The 16,228-nt window shown below is 30.3% G+C and carries 13 protein-coding genes; 8 read left to right on the forward strand and 5 right to left on the reverse strand.

All coding sequences use genetic code 11. From position 1 onward, the window contains the following. Positions 1-12 precede the first annotated feature (12 nt). Entirely contained in the window at positions 13-678 is a 666-nt protein-coding gene (locus tag P8F83_RS00075; protein WP_073020592.1) for an amino acid ABC transporter permease, read from the forward strand. Next, positions 665-1,387 (forward strand): amino acid ABC transporter ATP-binding protein, encoded by a 723-nt coding sequence (locus P8F83_RS00080; protein WP_021803176.1) that lies wholly within the window; start codon positions 665-667, stop codon positions 1,385-1,387. Before P8F83_RS00075 ends, P8F83_RS00080 begins: the two co-directional genes overlap by 14 nt. 66 nt (positions 1,388-1,453) lie before the next feature. Here P8F83_RS00080 and P8F83_RS00085 read toward each other — a convergent pair whose 3' ends face one another. Beyond that, on the reverse strand, positions 1,454-2,050 hold the full coding sequence (locus P8F83_RS00085; RefSeq protein WP_326512944.1) for a DUF2628 domain-containing protein: 597 nt from the start codon (positions 2,048-2,050) through the stop codon (positions 1,454-1,456). A 154-nt stretch (positions 2,051-2,204) separates the two neighbouring features. Here P8F83_RS00085 and P8F83_RS00090 point away from each other — a divergent pair, with 154 nt between their 5' ends. After that, positions 2,205-4,013 carry an LTA synthase family protein gene (locus P8F83_RS00090; RefSeq protein WP_326512945.1) on the forward strand — a complete coding sequence of 603 codons (1,809 nt, stop codon included), beginning with the start codon at positions 2,205-2,207 and terminating at the stop codon, positions 4,011-4,013. 42 nt (positions 4,014-4,055) lie between these two features. On the opposite strand, the gene P8F83_RS00095 is transcribed toward P8F83_RS00090, so the two are convergent. Beyond that, the gene (locus tag P8F83_RS00095; RefSeq protein WP_326512946.1) at positions 4,056-5,237 is read right to left on the reverse strand and encodes a cation diffusion facilitator family transporter; all 1,182 of its coding nucleotides are present in this window, start codon (positions 5,235-5,237) and stop codon (positions 4,056-4,058) included. 164 nt (positions 5,238-5,401) lie between these two features. Here P8F83_RS00095 and P8F83_RS00100 point away from each other — a divergent pair, with 164 nt between their 5' ends. Then, complete coding sequence (locus tag P8F83_RS00100; protein WP_326512947.1) at positions 5,402-8,185, forward strand: SH3 domain-containing protein; 2,784 nt, start codon at positions 5,402-5,404, stop codon at positions 8,183-8,185. 79 nt (positions 8,186-8,264) lie between these two features. Beyond that, positions 8,265-9,560 carry a M18 family aminopeptidase gene (locus P8F83_RS00105; protein WP_326512948.1) on the forward strand — a complete coding sequence of 432 codons (1,296 nt, stop codon included), beginning with the start codon at positions 8,265-8,267 and terminating at the stop codon, positions 9,558-9,560. Between the two features lie 37 nt (positions 9,561-9,597). Here P8F83_RS00105 and P8F83_RS00110 read toward each other — a convergent pair whose 3' ends face one another. After that, on the reverse strand, positions 9,598-9,813 hold the full coding sequence (locus P8F83_RS00110; RefSeq protein WP_326512949.1) for a hypothetical protein: 216 nt from the start codon (positions 9,811-9,813) through the stop codon (positions 9,598-9,600). A gap of 139 nt (positions 9,814-9,952) precedes the next feature. Between P8F83_RS00110 and P8F83_RS00115 the strand changes: the two genes are divergently transcribed. The 3 genes from P8F83_RS00115 to P8F83_RS00125 all read left to right on the forward strand — a co-directional run bounded on the left by P8F83_RS00115 (position 9,953) and on the right by P8F83_RS00125 (position 12,181). After that, a complete protein-coding gene (locus tag P8F83_RS00115) occupies positions 9,953-10,327 on the forward strand; it encodes a desulfoferrodoxin (RefSeq protein ID WP_326512950.1) in 375 nt (124 codons plus the stop codon). A gap of 119 nt (positions 10,328-10,446) precedes the next feature. Beyond that, positions 10,447-11,268, forward strand: a complete 822-nt coding sequence (locus P8F83_RS00120; protein ID WP_326512951.1) for a Cof-type HAD-IIB family hydrolase — start codon at positions 10,447-10,449, stop codon at positions 11,266-11,268. 145 nt (positions 11,269-11,413) lie between these two features. Continuing rightward, a complete protein-coding gene (locus P8F83_RS00125) occupies positions 11,414-12,181 on the forward strand; it encodes a M50 family metallopeptidase (RefSeq protein WP_326512952.1) in 768 nt (255 codons plus the stop codon). A gap of 66 nt (positions 12,182-12,247) precedes the next feature. Here P8F83_RS00125 and P8F83_RS00130 read toward each other — a convergent pair whose 3' ends face one another. Next, positions 12,248-14,035 carry an ABC transporter ATP-binding protein gene (locus P8F83_RS00130; protein WP_315115291.1) on the reverse strand — a complete coding sequence of 596 codons (1,788 nt, stop codon included), beginning with the start codon at positions 14,033-14,035 and terminating at the stop codon, positions 12,248-12,250. Beyond that, positions 14,032-15,771, reverse strand: coding sequence for an ABC transporter ATP-binding protein (locus tag P8F83_RS00135; RefSeq protein ID WP_326512953.1), 1,740 nt, complete (start codon positions 15,769-15,771; stop codon positions 14,032-14,034). Before P8F83_RS00135 ends, P8F83_RS00130 begins: the two co-directional genes overlap by 4 nt. Between the last annotated feature and the right edge of the window lie 457 nt (positions 15,772-16,228).

The raw sequence follows: 16,228 nt of genomic DNA on the forward strand, positions 1-16,228 counted from the left end.
GGGGGTAGAGTCTTGAAATTTAATTTTGATTTTTTATCAAAATATAGCAATTATTTTGTAGTTGGAACTAAAACTACATTAATATTAGCATTATCTGCTGTAATCATTGGAACTATACTTGGATTGGTTTTAAGCCTTATGAAGTTATCTAAGTTTAAGGTTTTAAAAGCAATAGCAGTAACATATATTGAGTTTGTTAGAGGAACACCTCTATTAATTCAAATTTGGATCATTTATATAGGATTACCTTTAGTAACAGGGGTAGATTTACCGGATATAATGACTGGTATAATTGCTCTTTCATTGAATTCGGGAGCTTATGTTGCAGAAATAATTAGAGCAGGAATTCAAGCTATAGATAGAGGGCAGATGGAAGCTGCAAGAAGTCTTGGCATGAAAGAAGGATTAGCTATGAGAGAAATAATTATTCCTCAGGCTTTTAAGAATATTCTACCAGCATTAGGAAATGAATTTATTTCTATTATAAAGGAATCATCAATGGTTTCTGTAATTGGAGTAGCGGAACTTATGTATAATACAGGGACTGTAAGAGCAGCATCCTTTATACCTTTTGAACCATTAATAGTAGCAGCGCTTATATATTTTGTTATAACATTTATTTTAACAAGAATTATGGGTGTTGTAGAGAGGAGGTTAAAGGCAAGTGATTCACGTTAATAATTTACACAAATATTTTGGACAAAATGAAGTTTTAAAGGGCGTAAATGAACATATAAAGAAGGGTGAAGTTGTAGTAGTTATAGGTCCTTCTGGCTCAGGGAAATCTACCTTTTTAAGATGTCTTAACCTTCTTGAAGAACCTACAGATGGTGAAATAATTTTTGAAGGTAATAATTTAACTGATAAAAAAACAGATATTAATAAGATAAGACAGAAGATGGGGATGGTTTTTCAAAGTTTTAACCTTTTCCCACATAAAACTGTTTTAGATAATATAACTTTGTCCCCGATTAAAGTAAAAGGCTTAACTAAAGATGAGGCTGTTAAAATAGCAATGAACCTTTTGAAAAGAGTAGGTCTTGAAGATAAAGCAAATGCTTATCCGGCATCACTTTCAGGTGGACAGAAACAAAGAATAGCTATAGCAAGAGCTTTAGCTATGGGACCTGATGTAATGTTATTTGATGAACCTACATCTGCCTTAGATCCAGAGATGGTTGGAGAGGTTTTGGCAGTTATGAAATCTCTAGCAAGCGAAGGTATGACAATGGTTGTAGTAACACATGAAATGGGCTTCGCAAGAGAAGTTGGAGATAGAATTTTATTTATGGATGGAGGAAATGTGGTGGAACAAGGTACACCAGAAGAAATTTTCTCAAATCCTCAAAATGATAGAACAAAGGACTTTTTATCAAAGGTCCTATAAAAGGAATGGTTTCTTATAAAAAAAGAGTTGTGCACGAATTACCTAGTGCAACAACTCTTTTTTTATTTAATAAGAAAATCCATTAAGGCTAGAAGCAGCTAGTATAACTCCAAGTATAATAAGTAATACAAGAAATGCAGCTAGTATTCCGAATATAATTGGTATTGCAATATTAACTCCACCTGAATAAGCTATTCTTCTAGAAGCCATTTCTGAATCCGACGATATTGACTTAATTTCAGTAACTTTCTTGGTAACATGTATATTATATATTTTATTTCCTAAAACCCCGGAAGCTATAGAGATTGCTAGGCTAAAGATACTATCAAGAGGTGTATCTTTAAGTATAATATTTAGAAATAGGTTACCTGCAAATAAAGCAAAGCCATAAGCATACATTTTTCTATAAAGCATCCATATTGAACTAAAGAAAAATGCAGGCCAGTTCCAAGAAACTGAGGAAGTGGCCATCTTCATATTATACCATTTAGTTAAATAATAAGCTGATTTCTTATATCCAACAAATAATTCTAAATCCTTATCGGTTATTTCAGACGAATTATAATTATAACTTTCATTATAGGATTCTGTACTATTAAATGATGAACAGTACGGACAATCTAAAGTATTATCATATTCTTTTCCACATCTTGGACAAATCATAAAAATCCCCCTTAAGTAATATGAGATATATTCATTAATAATAAATATATCAAAAATTAAAAAATATTACAAATAAGATTAATAATATTTTCACTATTTTTTCGTAAAGAGTATTGTATAATAGATGTTGAGTATTTTTATGGAGGAAAATTAGATGAAACAAAGAAAAGTTGGTACATATGTAGATTTTATTGCTTTAATTACGTATATTATTATTATTTTGAAAAGTGCTATATATCTTTCTATGCTTAGGACAGTAGGATCTGCTTCTATAAATTTTAAGACTATGTATTTTGGAACTCCTGATATATTAGCACATTTAGTTATACCGATTGTAATAATAAGTTTTTCATATTTATTTAAAGGAAAAGCAAAAGTTGGCTTCAATTTAATTATAGATTTACTTATTTCATTATTTTTTATGTTTGATATTTGGTATTATAGAGCCAATGGAACTTTTTTATCTATAAGACACCTATTATATCTAGAAACATTTAATCCACTAGGAAAAAGTTTATTAAATTTTAGAGCTGTGGACATATTATTTCTAGTAGATATAATAATTTTTGTAGTAATTTTGTTGAAAACTTCAATAGAGTATAAAGAACTTAAAAGAAATGTAGTTGCTTTTGTATTGTTATTAACCCTGAGTAGTAGTTATATAGTTTATGCTCATTATACAATAGATATTTATGATAAAACAAATGGAGACAAGATGCTTTTTAGAACTTGTTGGGCACCATTTCAAAGCATGTCTAATATGAGTCCACTAGGATATCATGGGTATGATGTTTATAAATATTTAAAAGAGGTTAAAGATATTAATTTAACTAGCGAAGATAAGACAGAAATAGAAGATTGGCTTAATTTTAATAATGAAAATATAGCAGATAATGAATATAAGGGAATGCTTGAAGGAAAAAATCTTATAGCTATACAAGTAGAGTCTTTAGAAAATTTTGTAATAGGACAAAAGATTTATGATCAGGAGTTGACTCCTAATTTAAATAAGATGTTAGGAAATTCACTTTATTTCTCAAATATCCATGAACAAAATAACTCAGGAACTAGTTCAGATGCTGATTTGATGGTTAATACTTCAGTTTTTCCTATAAGAAATGGAAGTACATTTTTTGATTATACAGCTAGAAGCTACACAACTTTACCGAATATATTAAAGGATAAAGGGTATACAACAATGTCTACTCATCCTGAAGTTCCTGGAAATTGGAACTGGGCAGAAGCTCATAAAGGCAGTTTAGGATTTGAAAATATTTTGGATATTTCTTATTTTAATGTTGATGAGATAATAGGATTAGGTCTTTCAGATGAATCTTATTTAAGGCAAGTAGGCGAGAAACTAAAGGACTTGAAAAGTCCATTCTACGGATATATGGTTACATTGACAAGCCATGGGCCTTTTGAGATACCAGAAGATAAAAAACTTCTAAAGCTTCCTAAAGAATTAGATGAAACTCTTTTAGGCGGATATTTTCAAAGTGTAAGATATGTAGATGAGGTTGTAGGAAAATTCTTAAAACAGTTAGAAGCACAAGGGATGCTTAATAACTCAGTTATAATGCTTTATGGAGATCACACTGGTATACACAAATTCTATAATGATAAAATACAAGACATTAAACTAGAAGGTGACTGGTGGAAAAAGGTTGATATGAAAATTCCATATATAATTTATAATCCTTCACTTAAAGGAGAAGAAATTAGGGCTAATGGAGGCCAAGTTGATATGTTACCAACAATCTCTTATTTACTAGGAGTAGATAGAGAAAAGTTTGGAAAGACGACTATGGGAAGAGTTTTAGTTAACACCAATAGAGATACTACTGTGCTTAATTCAGGAGAAATAATTGGGACTCCAAAGAATCAAGAAGAAGAAAAGCATCTAAAAGAAACCTTAGATGTTGCTAATAAAATAATACTTGGAGATTACTTCAAAAAATAATTTAAACCCTCTTTAGATTCTTATTTCTAAAGAGGGTTTTCTTTATTCATTATAATCGTGATCTATTGTAATTATACAGTTATAATGAGGATGTTTTTCTTTGATAGCATTAATAATATTATTTTTTAAATCATCTTCAGTGGTTTGTTTTTTTAACAAATGATAATTAACTACTACATCAAAAATTAAATTTTTTTTATCTCCTTCTCCAACTATTCTAAAATCATGAATAGATTTTATCATTGGGTAGGAACTGATTATAATGTCTACATCAACTTTTGTAGCAGCTATTTCTTCTGTCTCTATACAAATAGGATCCATGTGAATAACTAAATAAATTTTAAGGTACTCAGATATTTCTCTCTCAGCAGTATCTATTATATCGTGAATTTTCATGATATTTATATCGCTAGGTATTTCAGCATGTATAGAAGCCATGGTTTTACCAGGTCCATAGTTGTGAATGACTAAATCATGAACACCAGTTATGTACTGATATGACAGAACTCTATCTTCTATGTCTTTTACCAGGTCGGGATCAGCAGGTGCTCCTAAAAGTGGGGTTATAGTTTCTCTAACTAATGAAAAACCAGAGTAAAGTATAGCTAATGCAACTACCACTCCTATATAACCATCTATAGGAAAAGTTATAAATTTTGACACTAAAAAAGAGAACACAACAACGCTTGTAGTAACCACATCACCAAGTGCATCTACAGCAGTAGCTTTTAGAGCCGTAGAATTTATTTTATTTCCGATAAGTTTATTAAAGCTGGATAACCATAACTTAAAAACTATAGAAGCGAATAAAAGTAGAAATGGAATTAGTTCAAAAACGACTGGTTCAGGATTTAATATTCTCTCAACGGAGGATTTTATAAATTGTACGCCTACTAGCATCACCATAAAAGCAACAATGAGAGCAGAGATGTACTCCATTCTTCCATGACCAAATGGATGTTCAGCATCAGCAGGTTTTGAACTCATAATAAATCCAACTATAGTTATTACGGAAGATGCTGCGTCAGATAGATTGTTGAAAGCATCAGCAAGTATTGCTATACTACTTGATAGAAGTCCAACAGATAATTTTATTACAAATAAAATAATATTAATAATTATTCCAATAATACCTGCTAGTAGTCCATAGGAGTTTCTAACTTTGTCATTACTAATGTCATCACTATTCTTTATAAATAGAGATACTAGCTTGTTTGAAATCATTTAATACACCCCATTCTAAATTAATACTTTATAATTATTCTATCTTAAATAAGTATTAATTATCAAATTAAATTTATTTATATAAAAATTACATAATTTTATGGTATAATTTTCATAAGAGTTTTTAGGAAAATTATAGAGAATAGGGAGAATAGTGAAGAACAATGAATAAGAAGAAAATATCAGCACTTATATTGTCATCTACTATTATAGCTAATGTAGCACATTCAGTAGAAATTGCTCAAGCTGCAACCAACACAGATAATAGTACTCAGGGGCAGGGTACAAGTTCCACACCTACATTAAACGGAATTAAAGTAAGTAAACAACTTATAGATATAAATTACTCAAAAGGTGTAACAACAGTTCCAAGGTATATTGTAATACACGATACAGATAATAGAAAATTTGGGGCAAATGCACAAGCTAACAGAGACTATTTCGCAAACCATCCAGATGCACAAGCTTCGGCACACTACACAGTGGATCAAAATAATATAATTCAAGTATTAGAAAATAATTGGAGAGGATGGCATGTAGGAGATAAAAGTAATCCTATAATAAATAACTCCAACACTATTGGAATAGAATTATGTGTAAATGTAGACAATGACTTCAATAAAACTTTAGAGAATGGAATTGCATTAACCAAGTATCTAATGGAGAAGTATGCTATACCAGCTCAAAATGTTGTTAGACATTATGATGTAACGGGAAAGATATGTCCTAAATACATGATATGGGACAAACCTCAGCTGTGGGATTATCTAAAGTCAGCTATTGGAAATGGAAACACATCAGCACCTACAGATGAAAAAGTTACTGCTACAGGAGAGGTTTATAATGTATCTAGTTCAGTAAATCTAAGAAAATCATCATCAACTTCATCGGAAGTATTAACTTCTCTAAAACTAGGACAAAAGGTTGATATATTTAAAGAAGAAAATGGTTGGTATAAGGTTAGAGCTAAAGTAACTAGTAACAGCTACAACTATGATGTTATAGGTTATGTATATAAAGATTATATAAAAAGCAGTTCTTTTGAAGAAGAGAATCCAAATAATAATACTCCTTCAACAGGAAATAAAAAAGGTAAGGTTATTAATATATCATCAACTCTTAATGTAAGAGGAAGCGCATCTACTTCAGCTAGCGTAATAGGAAGTCTTAGAAACGGCGATGAGGTAGAGATTAAAAACTCCTTAACTGGATGGTATGAAATAAACTATAGTGGAAAAAGCGGTTACGTAAGTAATAGCTATATACAAATAATTGATAATTCAACGACTCCAACAGAGCCAGAAAAAGAGCCAGAAGTTGAAAAAACTATAGTTGATCTTATTAAAGACAGACACAATATTATTGGAACTTCTGAAGTTACAAAGGAACAATTTAAGCAGTTCTTGAAGAATAAGAATATTAGTTATAAATTAAATTCTAGCATTGAAGAATTCGTAGATATAGCTTATGAAGAAAGTGCCATAGAAGGAGTTAGGGCAGATATAGTAATAGCACAATCATTACATGAAACAGGATATTTTCAATATGGTGGAATAGTAAAACCAGAGGACAATAATTTTTCAGGGTTAGGCGCAACAGGAAATGGTGATGAAAGAAATACATTTAGCAGCGTAAGAATTGGGATAAGAGCTCAAATTCAACATCTAAAAGCTTATGCTACAAGTGATGCACTTAAGCAAGAAGTTGTTGATACTAGATATAAGTATGTAACAAAAGGTAGTGCACCAACTTTAGAAGAGCTTTCAGGTAAATGGGCTGTACCAGGGTATGATAAAACAAAATATTCATCTTTAGAAGCAGCTGTTAATGCAAATGCCACATACGGACAAGTTGTATATAAATTAATACAAGATGCTAAAAAAGAAGTTGTAACAACTAAGCCAGATACACCTACTAATCCAACAACACCAGAAAATCCTACTAATCCATCTACACCAGAAACACCAGTAGTAAAGCAAACTGGAAAAGTAGTTAATGTATCTACTAATCTAAGAGTTAGAAGTGGAGCAGGAACAAATTATGGAGTTGTAGGATATATATTAAATGGAGAGACAGTTACTATTGAAGAGAAAAATGGAACTTGGTATAAGATTACTTCTTCAAAAGGAATACAAGGATACGTAAGCGGAGAATATATTTCAATAGATGGAAATAGCGGCAATTCCAATAATGGTAACAATAGCGGAAATGGTGGACAGACACCAACACCAACATCCTATAAAGCTAAAGTAAAGAATATAACTTCATACCTAAATGTAAGAAGTGGAGCAGGAACTAATAATGGTGTTATAGGTTCATTGAAAAATGGACAAGAGGTAGAGGTAACTGGAGAAGCAGGAGATTGGTTTAAAATAAAATTCTCACAAAATGGAGCTACAAAAGAAGGTTTTGTAAGTAAGCAATACATTGAGAAGGTTACTGAAAACAATACAGGAAATACTCCACCTCCAACTACTCAACAACCAGCACCTCCAAATAATAATGCTAATACAGGTAGTTCAAAAGGTAAGATAAAAGATGTAACATCATACTTGAATGTTAGAAGTGGAGCTGGAACCAATTATGGAGTTACAGGATCGTTGAAAAATGGACAAGAAGTAGAGATAATAGGAGAGTCTTCAGGTTGGTATAAAGTTAAATATGATGGAAGCAAAGAAGGTTTTGTTAGTTCACAATATGTAGAAAAGATTACTTCAAATATATCCAATAATTCACAAACTGAAAAAAGTGGGCAAGTAATAAATGTAACATCAAATTTAAATGTACGACAAGGTGCAGGAAATAACACTTATGTTGTAGGATACTTACTAAACAATCAAAAGGTTCAAGTAATTTCAACTGAAGGAAACTGGTATAAAATTAAATACAGTACTTCAACTGGAACAAAAGAAGGTTATGTTAGCAAAGATTATATAAAAATATTATAAAAAATCTTTAAAGTATAGGTATTAATTATTAAGGGAATTTATAATTATAACAAAAGATATAAAAGAGAAGGTGACTAACATGGAAAAAGTTATTGCAAAAGAATTATTAGACTTCTTATATGATTCTCCTACAGCTTTCCATGCTGTAGAAAATATTTCAGAAATCTTAATGAAGCAAGGTTTTAAGGAATTAAAAGAAGAAGACAAGTGGAAGTTAAAAAAAGACGGAAAATATTTTATGAAGAAAAATGACTCTGCATTAATAGCTTTTGTAGTGGGTGAAGATGCACCACAAGAAAAAGGTTTTAAGATTATAGGAGCACATACAGATTCACCAGGGTTTAGAATAAAACCGAAACCAGAAATGATAGCTGAAGATGTATATTTAAAGCTAAATACTGAAGTTTATGGTGGCCCTATACTAGCTACATGGTTTGATAGACCGCTAGCTCTTGCAGGAAGAGTAACATTAAAAAGTGATAATCCACTTTATCCTAAAATAGAATTTATAAATATAAATAGACCGATTTTAATAATACCTAGTCTTGCAATTCACATGAATAGAAATGTAAATCAAGGGGTAGAAATTAATAGACAAAAAGATGTACTACCACTTATGACTATGATAAATGATAGTCTAGAAAAAGATAATCTATTACTCCAAGTTATTAGTGAAGAGCTTAATGTATCTAAAGAAGAAGTAATTGATTTTGATTTATTTCCATATGAATTTGAAAAAGGTAGTTTAATAGGATTAAAGGAAGAATTTGTTAGTTCTGCTAGGTTAGATGACTTATCTATGGTTCATGCTGGTTTAAAGGCATTAACAGCAGTAAAACCATCTAAAGGAACCAATGTACTTGCATGTTTCGATAACGAAGAGGTAGGAAGCTCAACAAAACAAGGAGCTGACTCAGAATTATTAGCAAGTGTATTAGAGAGAATAGTAATAGCTCTTAAAGGAGATAGAGAAGATTACTTAAGAAGTTTAGCAAAGAGCTTTATAATATCTGCTGACTTAGCTCATGCAGTGCATCCTAACTATGGAGAAAAACATGATCCACAGTTAAGACCAGTTATAAATGGAGGACCAGTTATAAAAATAGCTGCGTCTCAAAGTTATACTACTGATGCTGAATCTTCAGCAGTATATGAAATGATATGCAAAAAAGCAGGAGTTCCATATCAAAAATTTGCAAATCGCTCTGATTCCAGAGGTGGCTCTACTATAGGACCTATAAATTCTACACATCTAAATATTAGATCAGTAGATATGGGGAATCCTGTATTAGGTATGCACTCCATAAGAGAACTTGGTGGTGTTAAAGATCACTACTATTGCATAAAATCATTTGAGGAATTTTATAAACTTTAATAAAAATGGAGGAATATTTTTAATTCCCCCATTTTTTCTAATCCTCTTTATATAAACTTTGGTCTGTATAATCGAATTCCATCCAAGATATGTTGTTTGAAACAATTGGATCCTTAGTAGGATCAGGTAAAATTGTATAATCTCCATTAGGAGAATAGCTTTTTAAATCATGCTCATCTGGCTCATAAAAATCTCTGTCATTTGGTAGATAGATTTTATTTTTATTAGTTATAATAGATTTATCTTTTTTCATTTTAGAACCTCCCTTCTAAATATATTTTTAACTAAAAATATAAAATTACTATTGTAAATCATAGGTAATTGAACTATAATACAGATAGGTAATAATTACTATTAAATAATAATTTTCATATGCATAAGGAGGAGTTTTTATGATAACAAAAAATGAAGTGTACAAGTGTCCAATATGTGGTAATATTGTGGAAGTTTTAAATGCAGGTGGTGGAACACTAGTATGTTGTGGATCACCTATGAAGCTTTTAGTTGAAAATACTCAAGAAGCAGCAGTAGAAAAACATATTCCAGTAGTAACTAAAATAGATGGAGGAGTACATGTAGTAGTAGGTTCAGTAGAACATCCAATGACAGATGATCATCTGATTCAATGGATTGAAGTAGTAACTCCAACTAAGGTACTTAGAAAGAATTTAACACCACAGGACAAGCCAGAAGCTACATTTGAAGTAGACGAAGAAATATTAGCAGTTAGAGAATATTGTAATCTTCACGGATTATGGAAAGCTTAATATATTAATTAAGGAGATAAGGTCAAAAGCCTTATCTCTTTTTAAATTAGTAAATAATATATTTTTAGTGTATAATAAAAAAAGCGATAAAAGTAATCAAAAGTTCAGGGAGTGAGGGAATGAAATATAAACTTATATGTATAGACATGGATGGGACATTATTAAATGACAACCATGAGGTTAGCGAAGAGAATAAGATAGCATTAAAAAATGCTATAGATAAAGGAATCAAAATAGCTATAACTACAGGAAGATCTTTTATAGCAGCAAGCCAATATGCAGAGGTATTAGGAATAAAGGCTTCTATAATAGCATCTAATGGAACATATATAAGGGAAAAGGATGAAGACAAAGTAATATATAAACATCCCTTTAACAGAGAACAATTCAATAAGGTTTGTGATGTAATAGAGAAATATGATATAAAGAAATACTTTAATACTTATAACACCATGATTACAAATGCAGAACCTCCAGAAAATCATGGATATGTGATATCTAATAAGATAGCTCCAGATAACTTACAAGTAAAGTTTGGAATACATAAGGACTTTAGAGAAGCTTATGATATATATATAGATGAGATTTTAAAAGCTATCGTAATCACTGAAGATACAGAGCTTCTAGCTAAAATAAAGCAAGAGCTACAAGCTGTAGGTGGATTAGAAGTAGTTAGCTCAGGATGGCAGAATGTTGAGGTAATGGCTGAGGGAACTTCAAAAGGAAAAGGAGTAAAAGCTTTTGGAGAAATCCTTGGAATAGATAAAGAAGAAATAATATGCATAGGAGATAATGAAAATGACATCTCTATGTTAACTTATGCAGGTTTAGGTGTAGCAATGGGAAATGCTACAGAAGAGGTAAAAAAACTAGCTGGCTATGTAACTGATACAAATAATAATTCAGGAGTAGCTAAGGCTATAAACAAATTTGCACTTTGATATTAAAGACTACAAAGGCTATATTATAAAAGCTTTTGTAGTCTTTTCACATTATAATCATAAAATCTCAAAATAAAGTATAAATATATTTATGAAGTATAGTAGATATAAAACATTAATGAGTATTAGATTATAAGGAGATAAAGTGAATGAATTAATTTTACTAATTATACTATATATGTCCATAGTAATGCATGAATTAGGGCATCTACTAGCATTTATTATATTTAACGTGAAAGTGAGAAGTTATGATATAGGAGTTGGAAAAACAATATTGCATTTCTTTATAAGAGAAGCAGAGTTTAATTTTAAACTGATTCCAGTTGGAGGTTCAGTAATACCTTTTGAGGAAGAATATGAAGATTTAGAATTATATAAAAAAATAATAATTTCTTTAAGTGGTGTATTTGTAAATTTAATAATAAGTATTTTAGGTTTAGTTGTTTTTGCGAAAGGTGATTTAAATATAGTGGCGTCCATAATCGGAGATACAATTTTACTTGTTAGAAACTATCTAAGTTATGATAATCTATCATTTTATAATACAAGCTTTACTCTACTATTAACTGAAGAAATGGATAGTATAAAATCTGTAATACTAAATGAAGTGATAATAATTAATTTTGTGCTATTTATTATAAACCTGATACCTATACCACCTTTAGATGGAAGCAAAGTAATTACAGAACCACTGACAATATTTTTTTCAACAATTGGAATTAAGAAAAAAGCAATATACATGATTATAAATGTATTATCTTTTTTTGGGGTAATTGTTATGTTTATTCCTAAGATTTCTAATATAATAATTATATTTATTAGGGATCACTTAAAAACCACAGTATTTTTGCAGGTATTGATAGTTACACTTATCTTTGTTTTGATATATGAAATTAAAACCTACAAAGAGTAATTAAGAGCTGTAAGCTAACAGAGAAATTCGTTAACTTACAGCTCTTTTATTTATGAACAATTGCCTTTAAGCACCTTCATTCATTAACTTATATTGTGAAGTATATAGATTGTAGTAAGAACCTTTTAATGAGATTAATTCATCATGGGTTCCACTTTCAACTATTCTTCCATCATCAATTACCATAATTTTGTCACAATCTCTTATAGTAGATAATCTATGAGCAATTACGAAAGAAGTTCTTCCGGCTAATAATTTTTCAATACCTTGTTGTACAAGTTTTTCTGTATAGGTATCAATATTTGAAGTGGCTTCATCTAAGATTAATATCCTAGGGTTAGCAAGTAGTGCTCTAGCAAAAGAAATCAATTGTCTTTGCCCTACAGAAAGCTTTGAACCTCTTTCACTGACCTCTGTATCATATCCATTCTCAAGCTTCATAACAAAGTCATGAGCATTAACTGCTTTAGCAGCAGCTATTACTTCTTCGTCTGTAGCATCTAATTTACCATAACGGATATTTTCTTTAATGGTAGAAGAGAAGAGGAAGGTATCTTGAAGCATTATCCCCATCTGAGAACGTAAGGATTCTAAATCCATTTTCTTAATATCTTTACCATCTACTAGAACACTTCCTTCTGTAGCATCATAAAACCTACTTATTAAATTAACAATAGTAGTTTTACCAGCTCCAGTAGGGCCAACTAAGGCTATATTTTGTCCTTTATTAGCTTTGAAGCTAACATTATTCAAAACTTTAGTTTTGTTATCATAGCTAAAGGAAACATTTTTAAACTCAACATTTCCTTTAATCTCTGGGAATTTTTCAGCCTTTTCAATTGAATATATGTCTGGATTTATGCTCATTATTTCAAATATTCTTTGAGCAGCTGAGAAATTAGTGATAAGTGTGTTATAGAAGTTACTTATATTAATTATAGGTCGCCAAAACATTCCTATATACATAGTAAAAGCTATTAAGGTTCCCATTGTTATTTCATTAGAGTCTAATAGTTTTATTCCATTTAAAAAGACTATTATAGTTCCAATTCCCCAAGATAGTTCAACTAAAGGCCAAAAGAAATCATTATATCTAACAGCTTCCATAAATTTATTAAGCATGTCATCTAAAAGGCTAGAGAAATTCTTTTTAGTTAAAGGTTCATTACCAAAACCTTGTACAATTTTTACCCCTGAAAAGTTCTCATGAGTATATGCATTTAAATTAGAACGCTTACTTCTATAAGCAACCCATCTTTTCCTTGAAGCTATTTCTATAGAAAACATAAGAACAGCTAGTATAGGAAGTAGAGTGATAGAAGCTAAGGCTAGTTTAACATTCATGAAAAACATTATAATAGTTACACAAATTAAACTTAATAATTCAGGAATCAAACTAGTTACACTGTTTGTAAATAAGTCTCCAAGGGCATTAACATCCCCTATAACTCTAGCTAATATTTTACCTACTGGTCTTGAGTCAAAAAACTGAAAACCTAATTTCTGAATATGCGAGTATAAGTCATTTCTTATACTTACTAAAGCGTTATTAGTAACGGAAGACATCATTAGTATTCTTATTCTTGAGGCTATCATAGAGCCTATATTTAAAGCTATAAACAAGATAGCCATTATAATTAATCCATTAAAATCACTGTTTGCAACATATTTATCTATAGATATCTTAAGAAAATAAGGATTTAATAAACCTATAATCATTACAAATACCAATAAACTAATTACAATAAAAATCTTTAAAGCATAGGGTTTAAGGTAAGAAAATAAATTCTTAAGCACCTTAGATCTAGAAAGGGTTAAGACCATTTCATCTTCTTTTATACTATTTATACTCATGCAATCACCTCCTGAGTAATAGTCTCAAAATCTTTAAATTGTTCTTTATATACTTCGTAATATTTTCCTTTTAATTTTAGAAGCTCTTCATGAGTTCCTTTTTCTATAACTCGACCGTTATCTAAGAACAAGATAATATCAGCATTTTTAACAGCGGAAATTCTGTGTGCAATAATAAAAACAGTGGAACTATTATTTAAAGTATTAAGATTTTTTAATAGTTGAAATTCTGTTTCCATATCTAGTGCTGAAGTTGCATCATCTAGAATTAATATTGGTGCTTTTCTAACTAAAGCTCTTGCTATAGAGATTCTTTGCTTTTGTCCACCAGACAAACCAAGACCTCTTTCACCTATAATAGTTGCGTAACCATCTGAAAGTTCAGAAATAAATTCACTAGCACAGGCAAGGGTAGAAGCCTGTAATAGCTCTTCATCATTAGCATTTCTATTACCAAAACGTATATTTTCTTCAATAGTATCTGAGAATAAAAATACATCTTGAGGTACTATAGATATAGCATTTCTTAAAATATCAAGTTTAATATTCCTAACATCAATACCATCAATAAGAACCTTACCTTCAGATACATCATAATATCTTCCCAAAAGATTTATTATAGAAGTTTTTCCAGAACCTGTTGTACCCATTAGAGCAACTGTACTACCGACAGGAATATCTAAATCTACATTTTTTAATATCTCTTCTTCTCTATATTTGAAAGAAACATTTTTAAATTTAATATTTCCTTTTATTGAAGAAGGGGATAGTGGACTATCTGAATCTTTAATAGCTGGATCTATATCCATTATTTTGAAAATTTTATTAGCTGATGCATTGTTTTGAGCAATCATATTTGTAAGCCATCCAAGCATTCTCATAGGCCAAATTAAGTTCCAAATGTATCCACTAAAAGCAACCAAAGTTCCTAAAGATATTTCCTTTGTTATAACCAATGCTCCACCTAAAGCAACCATGATTACTAAAGAAATATTAGTCAGCAGCTCTATTGGAGGGAAGAAATCTGCAATTATCTTTGCCTGTTCCATGTTAAGTTTATAATTCTGCTTGTTCATCTTAAGGAATTTTAGTATTTCATGTTTTTCTCTTCCAAAAGCTTTTACCAATCTAACACCGGCTATATTTTCTTGAGCTGTTGTATTAATGATAGCTCCTTGATCGCTTATTTGTTCAAAGGAATCAAGCATCTTCTTTTCAAGTTTCATGGCTATAAGGGCTATTGGTAACATTATAACTAAACAAGCAAGTGCAAGTTTCCAGTTTAAGTAAAAAAGAATTGCTGTACTGAAAATAAAATATAGGGCGTTCTCAAAAAATAACCTAAGTCCAAAGCTTATGGTTCTCCAGATATTTTCTACGTCTTCTCCAATTCTAGACATAAGCTCACCAGTATTCATTGTGTCAAAATATTTAAATGGAAGCTTCTGAATATGATTAAACAAATCCTCCTTCAAATCCTTTGTAACTTTCACTGATAAATAATCAAATAAATACTCTTTTATATAACCAAAAAGGGCCTTTATAATATTGATTATTAATATTCCACCTATTAAATAGGGAATTAAATTTCTTTCTCCATTAGCTATAACCTTGTCTATAAAAAGCTTTTGAAAGTATGGCTCAAACATACAAGCAATTATAACTAAAAGCATTGATATACTAGGTACAAGTAAAATTAATTTATACCTAAACACATAATTCATAACTCGTTTCATTAACTAAAACCTCCTCTTAAAATAAAAAAATTGTCAAGGCGACTTTGGAGCCGTCAATTTTTTTTGCGCATCTGCCTTTCTGAACGCATGTGAAGAAAAAATAGCCACCTATAAGTATTCAATTAATCTAGTCCTTGTAGGCGCTCAATTCTCTTTATTATTTTTAGGGTACATAGATTGTAATAGAGGTTTTTAATGAATCTAAGGAGTGCATCTATCACAATAATGCTCATAATTACCTGAAAAATAATAAAAGCCGTGGAAACTCCACGGCTAAAATAGAGGGCAAAAAGCCCATAAAAAAACCATGGAGCGACAGTCCACGGTTAAAAATACCCTTTTACTTGATGGTTACACTAAAAGAGACAGGACTATCGATAAAATTATTTAATTCTATTAAGTTACTAAAGTTTCTAAATCTAATAATTGTTAACATGTTTCCTACCTCCTTATAATA

It is taken from the genome of Clostridium intestinale (assembly GCF_035905475.1).
Taxonomy (GTDB): domain Bacteria; phylum Bacillota; class Clostridia; order Clostridiales; family Clostridiaceae; genus Clostridium_T; species Clostridium_T intestinale.

Excerpts from the sequence above, each read along its gene's own strand:
- P8F83_RS00085 (WP_326512944.1), bottom strand. The coding sequence starts at position 2,050 with ATGATTTGTCCAAGATGTGGAAAAGAATATGATAATACTTTAGATTGT.
- P8F83_RS00090 (WP_326512945.1), top strand. The coding sequence starts at position 2,205 with ATGAAACAAAGAAAAGTTGGTACATATGTAGATTTTATTGCTTTAATT.
- P8F83_RS00095 (WP_326512946.1), bottom strand. The coding sequence starts at position 5,237 with ATGATTTCAAACAAGCTAGTATCTCTATTTATAAAGAATAGTGATGAC.
- P8F83_RS00100 (WP_326512947.1), top strand. The coding sequence starts at position 5,402 with ATGAATAAGAAGAAAATATCAGCACTTATATTGTCATCTACTATTATA.
- P8F83_RS00105 (WP_326512948.1), top strand. The coding sequence starts at position 8,265 with ATGGAAAAAGTTATTGCAAAAGAATTATTAGACTTCTTATATGATTCT.
- P8F83_RS00110 (WP_326512949.1), bottom strand. The coding sequence starts at position 9,813 with ATGAAAAAAGATAAATCTATTATAACTAATAAAAATAAAATCTATCTA.
- P8F83_RS00115 (WP_326512950.1), top strand. The coding sequence starts at position 9,953 with ATGATAACAAAAAATGAAGTGTACAAGTGTCCAATATGTGGTAATATT.
- P8F83_RS00120 (WP_326512951.1), top strand. The coding sequence starts at position 10,447 with ATGAAATATAAACTTATATGTATAGACATGGATGGGACATTATTAAAT.
- P8F83_RS00130 (WP_315115291.1), bottom strand. The coding sequence starts at position 14,035 with ATGAGTATAAATAGTATAAAAGAAGATGAAATGGTCTTAACCCTTTCT.
- P8F83_RS00135 (WP_326512953.1), bottom strand. The coding sequence starts at position 15,771 with ATGAAACGAGTTATGAATTATGTGTTTAGGTATAAATTAATTTTACTT.